The organism is Bradyrhizobium sp. 149, assembly GCF_023073915.1.
GTDB lineage: Bacteria > Pseudomonadota > Alphaproteobacteria > Rhizobiales > Xanthobacteraceae > Bradyrhizobium.
The window spans coordinates 1-1,148 of sequence record NZ_JADPKK010000011.1 but is presented as its reverse complement, the minus strand read 5'-3'; the positions used below and the strand labels follow the sequence as shown (position 1 = coordinate 1,148).

General features: G+C 63.4%; 1 protein-coding gene. It reads right to left on the bottom strand.

Features of this window, described 5'->3' with window-relative positions:
- Window positions 1-913: IS110 family transposase (locus tag IVA88_RS04015; protein WP_247496002.1), on the bottom strand; the 913-nt coding region annotated here is incomplete at its 3' end.
- Between the last annotated feature and the right edge of the window lie 235 nt (window positions 914-1,148).

The following is a 1,148-nucleotide window of genomic DNA, read 5'->3' as shown; positions in this document are numbered from 1 at the left end:
AGGGCGTGCCGCGTTGTACGACAGTATTGGCATAGATCAGGAGCTTACGGGCGCAGGCGATCAGTGCTGCGTTGTGGGCTTTGCCCTTTGCCATGAGACGGGCATACAGCGCGATCAGAGCTTTGTTCCAGCGGAAGGCGGCTGGCAGGGCCGCGGCAAACAGAGAGCGCCGCAGGCGGCTGCGGCCTCCGGCGATCTTGCGCTGTCCTCTGTGCTGTCCGCTGTCGGCATCGAAGGGAGCCAGCCCGGCCAGGGCTGCGGCTTGTTCCCGGCTGATGCGACCGAGCTCGGGCATGCGGATGACAATCGCCAGCGCGGTCCGCTCGCCGATGCCGGGAACGCTCAGCACCAGCTTGAGCCGCTTGGAGAGGTCGTCGTAGGCACGAAGGCGCTTGGCAATGTCACGTATCTGCGCCGCCTTGCGTGCCTTCAACCGGGCGATGTCGCTGTTGACGATGCGTCGCAACGCAGGCTCGTCGATGTGCTCGAGACGGGTCTTGAAGCGCCGGATGTCTTCCTCGATCTGCTCGAGAAAGGTCAGATAGTCGGCCAATTCCGTCAATCGCGGATCCGGCGCGATCTCAGGGGGATCGAGCGCCGCAGCACAGGCGGCGATCAATACGGCGTCGAGCGCATCGTTCTTGGCCCGGCGCAAATGGACCTTGGCGAACGCCTTGACCTGAAGCGGCTGCAGCAACAGCACGGTAAAGCCGGCCGATCGCAAATGCTCCACCACGCCACGTTCATAGCCGCCAGTGGCCTCGATCCCGATCCGCGTGACGCCGGCCTTGGCCAGGTCGGCTGCCAGAGCGCGCCAACCCGGCAAAGCATTGGCAACCTGCCAGCGTTCGGTTTGGCCGTGAACCGCGATGTCCAGCTTAGCCTTGGACGTATCGATACCGGCCGTCGTCATGTTAGTGTGTGTCATCTTCGTCGACCCTGCCTTGTGAAGCGAACCAAGTTGTTCCGGCAACCATCCGGGTCCGATGAAGGTGCTGACGCGATCACGCTACGGGGCAGCCACGAACTGCTCTGGGTGGGCTCGATCCGATCGCCAGCGGCCTGTCGCGGGGTGCAAACCGCGGCAGGCCATTCCTCACGGAACGAGTCGAGAATAAACCATCGCGCTATTACAAGGGTGGGCAAAG